This window comes from Streptomyces sp. NPDC086549 (assembly GCF_044746205.1).
In the GTDB taxonomy this organism is placed as follows: domain Bacteria; phylum Actinomycetota; class Actinomycetes; order Streptomycetales; family Streptomycetaceae; genus Streptomyces.
On the sequence record NZ_JBIVBS010000058.1, the window covers coordinates 1 to 6010 of the forward strand.

Genomic DNA, 6010 nt, shown 5'->3' on the forward strand with positions numbered 1-6010 from the left:
GCCTGCTGCGGTTGCTCTTGCTTCCCACCTGGCACTACTTCCTCTGGAACCTCATGTCCCAGTCTCCAGGTGTCCACGATCAAGGGGAAGGTTCAGCTGTCGTCGACCAGGGCGACGTCGTGGGTCTTCTCCGCCCAGTCGATTCCGCAGTAGATCACGGTGGTTCCCTCCCGAGAATGCGGGTGTTTTCGCTGGTCACGAGCGCATGCGGGCCACGCAGCTCCCTAATTCAAGGTCTCGACCACCAGGGTCGGACCGACGCCTCACTAGCCGTGTTCGTGGCACCAGCGCACCGCGCGGGCCTCGGTCTATGCGGGAGCTCAGAGGCTCGGGCGTATCGAGAGGTCACCGTGTGGTGGGCTCGCCCCACCAACACCAACGAGGGATCAAGGTGGTCGGTGTTGACGCTCGACGGCCCCGGGCGTCACCGCTCTAACAGAAGGCTTCGAATCCGGACCCACCAAAGGCATCCGCCCGGAGCCGACGCACGTCATCCCCCTGGTGATGGCGGCCCGCGGACGCCGGACGCCACCTCTCTAGTCGGAGGCATCGAGGCCCGGTTCGCTGTAGGCATCCGACCGGCGCCCACGCGATCGCCATCACCACGAGCACCAAGGTCCGTCCCCACGCTCTAACCAGAGGCTTCACAAGCCCAGCTCGAATCAGGCGTAACGGACCTCACTGCTCGAACACCCCGGCAACCCCACCCGGAGCCACCGGAGTGCTTAAGAAGGAATTAGGTTCGCTGAGACAGACGCCCGAACGACTCGGTTCGCTGAGAAAACGACTCGCTTGGGTGAGACAGAACAGATGCCCTGCCTGCGGCGGTGCAGACACGGCGACGCGCACCTCGCACGGCAGGAGTGAACCGTCGTACTGGTTCACACGAGATGAGGCCCTGTCTCCAGCCGGTTCACGCCGGGTGGAGACAGGGCCTCATCTCGTGTGTCTGCAAGCCAGTACTAGTAGACGGCCTGCTGCAACTGGACCAGCTCGTCCACTAGCGCGCTGTACTCCTCAGGATGCTGCTCGCGCAGGGCTGTCAGCATCGTGCGGGCGCACTGGGCAAAGTCGTGTGGCTCCATCTTCCGCTGCAGGTGCAAGGCGATGAACGGAGCGTCGTGGTAGGGCAGCTGGCGTGGCTGGCTGCCGTCGTGGCTGCCCGGTGTGTCCGTTCCTTCCTTTGCCGGAGCTTCCGCAGCCTGCGGGGCGTCATCGGCGTCAGAACGGAGGGCCTCGCTGCTCTCCCCCCTTTGGTTGTTGTCCGCGGACAACAAGGCCTTCGCGTCGGAGGTCTTCGCCTCGGATGCAGATGCATCAGGGGTGGCAGCTGCCGAGCCTGAGGGAAACGGGGCTGGTTCCTGCCTCTCGGGGTGGCCTTGGGAGGGCACCTTCGCGTTGTTGTCCGCGGACAACAAAGTCTCTGATGCTTCAGGTTCTGCGTATGCTTCAGGCTCTGCGGATGCCTCGGGAGAGTTGTTGTCCGCGGACAACAACTCCTCGCGGGCCGCGGCCACAGCTGCCTTCTCCAACTCCTTGGAGCGGGCGAGGGATTCTTTCGTCTCAGTGAGGTAGCCCAGTAGAGCGGCAGCGCCGAGTGACGGATGGTCCTTCAGGCGCCGGGCCAGGAGCCGGCCATCGCGTTCGGACATGCTGCCGGAGCTGAGCATTGCCTGGATTTCGTCCGGCAGTTCCAGCAACACGAGTTGGTTCGTCACCCACGACCGGTCCTTGCTCAATTGCTCAGCGGCACGGGAGCGGGCGCCTCGTTCGTTCTGTTCCGCGCAGACGTTCACGAGCTCCTGGACGCCCCGGGCGCGTTCGATGACGTCGAAGTCCTCCCGGTCGAGGTTCTCCTTCAGGAGGTGGTTTATGAACTTCTCGCGGGAGGAGGCCAGGTCGTCGCGGACGACGAAGTCGAGGGCTTCCAGTCCGACGTGGACAGCGCTGCGGAAGCGGCGCTCGCCGTTGACCAGGACGTGCCGGGCGGAGCCGATCCGCTCCGCGTGGTCGGGCCAGAGCGCGAGGTAGGCGTCACGGGTGACGGCCACGCACGCGGCGAGCTGGACGTTGCGCAGTTCCTCGCCGAAACGGGTCAGTTCCTCATCCGTGCCGAAGTTGCGGCGCGGGTTGAGGGGAGTGGGGGAGACCTCGTCGAGGTGGAGGCGGACGAGTTCGTAGGCGGGCACGTCGCCTTGGGTGATGGCCTTGGCGCGGCCTCGGGCGCTGCGGCCGCGGGGGACCTGGCTGAACGACGATCCGGTGCCCAGCTTGTCGGCGACGCTCATGCGCTGATCCTCCGGGCTACGGTCCGCATGACGTCCGACTGGTCACCGTAGGGGGCGTGGACCAGCAGAGGCTTCTTTACGCGGACGGCTTCGCGCTGGTCCTTCAGCTCGGGTACGACGGCGAGGACCGGCGGTTCGCCGATGTTGTTCCACTCGTCCAGGGACGAGGTGGCGACGTAGCCCTTGCGGCTGTCGTACATGTTGACCACGAATCCCAGCAGGGCGATGTCGATGTTCAGGTCTTCGATGAGGTCCTGGATCTGGTCGTAGAGCATGTCGTAGGCGTCGGCGGAGGAGTCCTCGGCCAGCACCGGGACCACGATGCCGGACGTGTTGGGCTCCTCGCCCTCACGGGTGCGGCAGTAGTAGATGGCGGTGTCCATGGCGTAGCCCAGGCTCGGGGGGCAGTCGACGACGATGTACTCGTAGGCCTGCTCCAGCGGCTCCAGAGCCTTCTCCAGCGCCGTCTCCTTGATGCGCACGTTCCGGCTGGTGGCCAGCTTCGCGTCGAGCAGGAACGCGTCCTTGCAGGCCGGCAGCAGCCACAGGTGCTCTTCGAAGTCGCCGCCCTTTATCGGCACGAGCAGTTCGCTCAGGTCGCCTCTCGCCTCGCCCAGCATGTGCTTGGCCAAGCTGGCGCTGTCGATGTCGAGCATCGGGTAGCCGAGTTGCTTGGTGAGGTGGCCCTGCGGGTCGAAGTCGATGAGCAGCGTGCGGTAACCGGACTCGGCCAGCGCCTGGGCAACGCCGGCGGAGACCGACGTCTTGCCTACGCCGCCCTTCTGGTTGCCGAAGATGATCCGGCGTGCCCCCGTGACCCGAAGCGGCTTGGGCCGGGGGGAGGGGTTGCTGTCGAGCCAGAGGCGGATCGCTTGCGCAAGGCCCTGGTTGTAGGAGATGCCACGGGTCTTGCAGACCTTCTTGACCTTGTCGTACAGCCCGGTGGGGAGGTAGGTCGAGAACGAAGAGCCGCCGGCGGTGTCGACCTCGGGTCGTGGTCTTGCCTTCCGCCAGGCCTCGGCGCCCTCGGTTACGGCGTCCTGGATGTCTCTGTCCAGCTCCGCTGCGCGGACCTTCAGTTCCTTGCGTAGGTCGGCAGGCAGCTTGGCTACTACCTTTTCCCGATCACTCGGGTCGTATGGCGCGGTCATGGCGCTACCTTACTCACCCGAGGAGCCTCAGAAACACCACAAAGGGCGTGTCGTTCCCCCTTTGTTGTCCGCGGACAACAAAACCCCGCCCCGAGCAGTACCGACTCCGCGTCTGGGATGCCGTATTGGTCCTCTTTCACCCCTGGCGCCTTCAGCGCCCAAACCCCCACGATGCCGACATGGGCAGTGCGCCGCTTACGGCAGTCACCGCCACCGCAGAGACGGGCTCGTCACGCGAAGCGCTGGCATGTAGAGAGCCAGAACAACGGGATGGTGTCCCGCCGGGTGGTGTAGCCGATCAAGGCGGCGGAAGCCACAGGCCCGGGACGGTGGCTCCGCCGGACCGGGGGTCCAACTCGCCTCAGCAGGGCGCCTCGTGGACTGCCGCCTGCGCGGAGATCGTCAGGTGCCTCGTACCGGAACGCGTAACGCTTGATCCCCTACACCACGACGCGGGACACGACCGAACAACGGCCGGGCTTTGCCGCTAACACCTTCCGTCCCTGAAGTCCCGAACCGTGCCACTGGACGGCTATCCCTCATATAGGTGTTGGCACCGTTCCACTGAACTGCCGTGACCCAGCGGATCCATTGCCGTCGGAACCGGTGAATAGTCCGAGCCCATCAAACCGTTCGAGGTGTCTCACGAACCGCTGACGTAGTGCTGCCCAACTCGGGTTCTGGCTCCAAGCTCTGTGGTGACGGCCTGGCATACATGACAGGGTGAGACCACAGTTCACTCTGAGCCAGAAGGGGAGTAACGGGTGGCCGCGCCACTGCAGCTGACTCGGATGCATCGCGTTCTCATCGGCGTGGTCGTGTCCGGCGCTTTGATCATCGCCGGTATCGGCTTCTCCGGTTCCTACGCCGCGGTCCGCGAGCTGGCGATCAAGAAGGGCTTCGGGAACTTCTCCTATGTCTTCCCGATCGGCATCGACGCGGGCATCTGCGTCCTGCTCGCCCTGGACCTGCTGCTGACCTGGATCCGCATCCCCTTCCCGCTCCTGCGCCAGACGGCCTGGCTCCTGACGGCGGCCACGATCGCCTTCAACGGCGCCGCCGCCTGGCCGGACCCGCTGGGTGTGGGCATGCACGCGGTGATCCCGATCCTGTTCGTGGTCGCCGTCGAGGCGGCCCGGCACGCGATCGGCCGCATCGCCGACATCACCGCCGACAAGCACATGGAGGGCGTCCGCCTCACCCGCTGGCTGCTCTCCCCCCTCCCCACCTTCCTCCTGTGGCGCCGCATGAAGCTCTGGGAGCTCCGCTCCTACGACCAAGTCATCCGGCTCGAACAGGAGCGGCTCGTCTACCAGGCGCGCCTGCGTTCGCGGTTCGGGCGGGCGTGGAAGCGCAAGGCGCCGGTGGAGGCCGTGATGCCGCTGCGGCTTGCCCGCTACGGGGTGCCGCTTGCCGAGACCGCACCGGCCGGGCTGGCGGCTGCCGGGATTGACGAGCCAATGCCCCACTTTGCCAGCTTGTCGCCCGCCGCCGACCCGCTGCCGCTCGCGCCCGCAAGCCCTGAACATCAGCGGGCCCTCGAAGCCGGCGACCTTGCTCAGCAAGCCTGGGGCCACCAGGACGAGGGTCAGGCCGCAGCCTCGGCCGCCGCCGAGGAGACGGTGTCCCCGCAGCCGGAGACGCTGCCCGAAGAGCCGGAGGAAGACGCCTCCTTGGGGCTGACCGCTGACTCGTTCTCCGGCTTCCCGACGGCCTACACGGAGTACCTCAACCGTCATGGCGACTTTCCCACCGCCCGCCAGTTCGCGCTCTTCCTCGCCGACGGCTACGGCATCACCGACCCGTCGCACGGCGGCCCGATCGCGGAGAAGGAACTGGTGCCCGTAGTGAAGGAACTACGGCGCCGTCTCGAGGACTCGGGGGAGTGGATGACCGATCCGTCGGTCACGGACATCGAGCAGGCCGCCGCGACCCACCCGGCCGGTCACGGTGGATCGGCCGCCATTCACCCGCACTTCGGAGGCCCGTCGGCCGCGCCGACCGGTGCGCCGCAGGCACCCGTTGCTGAGCCGGTGCCCGCACCGATGGCGTCCGCGGCCGACACGCCATCATCTGGCGGCCGGCTGCCACGGCAGACCGCCCTCGACTTCACGACCAGCCCAGCCGCGAGTGACACGGGCGGGGATGTGGCACCGTGGGAGGCGACAGTAACGAACACCGGTGAAGCCACCGCGCGCATCCCCGAGCAGCAGGTCGCCGAGACTCCGGTGAACGAGTTGACGGAGGATCAGCGGATCGAGCGTGTGGTCCGGTGGCTGCTCGAGACAGAAGCGGACGGCAAGAAGCTGTCCGGCGCCGAGGCGGCCCGCCGTAATGAGGTGTCGCCCAAGACCGGACAGCGCGACGTCATCAAGGCGAAGGAGATCCTGGAGAAGCAGCGGCGCGAGCGCGGCCGCGCCCACCTGCGCTCTGTTCGCAACGACTGACCGTCGCGGTCGCTGGGTGATAACTGAGTTGAACCTTCCCCTTGATCGTGGACACCTGGAGACTGGGACATGAGGTTCCAGAGGAAGTAGTGCCAGGTGGGAAGCAAGAGCAACCGCAGCAGGC

General features: G+C 66.4%; 3 protein-coding genes. 1 reads left to right on the plus strand and 2 read right to left on the minus strand.

Going from position 1 to position 6010, the window contains the following annotated elements; all coding sequences use genetic code 11:
- Positions 1-962: 962 nt before the first annotated feature.
- Positions 963-2288, minus strand: coding sequence for a plasmid partitioning protein (locus ACIPSA_RS51315; protein WP_402649223.1), 1326 nt, complete (start codon positions 2286-2288; stop codon positions 963-965).
- A complete protein-coding gene (locus ACIPSA_RS51320; protein WP_402649225.1) occupies positions 2285-3439 on the minus strand; it encodes a ParA family protein in 1155 nt (384 codons plus the stop codon). Before ACIPSA_RS51320 ends, ACIPSA_RS51315 begins: the two co-directional genes overlap by 4 nt.
- Positions 3440-4230: 791 nt before the next feature.
- Between ACIPSA_RS51320 and ACIPSA_RS51325 the strand changes: the two genes are divergently transcribed.
- The gene (locus tag ACIPSA_RS51325; RefSeq protein WP_402649227.1) at positions 4231-5886 is read left to right on the plus strand and encodes a DUF2637 domain-containing protein; all 1656 of its coding nucleotides are present in this window, start codon (positions 4231-4233) and stop codon (positions 5884-5886) included.
- The last annotated feature ends 124 nt before the right edge of the window (positions 5887-6010 follow it).

Excerpts from the sequence above, each read along its gene's own strand:
- ACIPSA_RS51315 (WP_402649223.1), bottom strand. The coding sequence starts at position 2,288 with ATGAGCGTCGCCGACAAGCTGGGCACCGGATCGTCGTTCAGCCAGGTC.
- ACIPSA_RS51320 (WP_402649225.1), bottom strand. The coding sequence starts at position 3,439 with ATGACCGCGCCATACGACCCGAGTGATCGGGAAAAGGTAGTAGCCAAG.
- ACIPSA_RS51325 (WP_402649227.1), top strand. The coding sequence starts at position 4,231 with ATGCATCGCGTTCTCATCGGCGTGGTCGTGTCCGGCGCTTTGATCATC.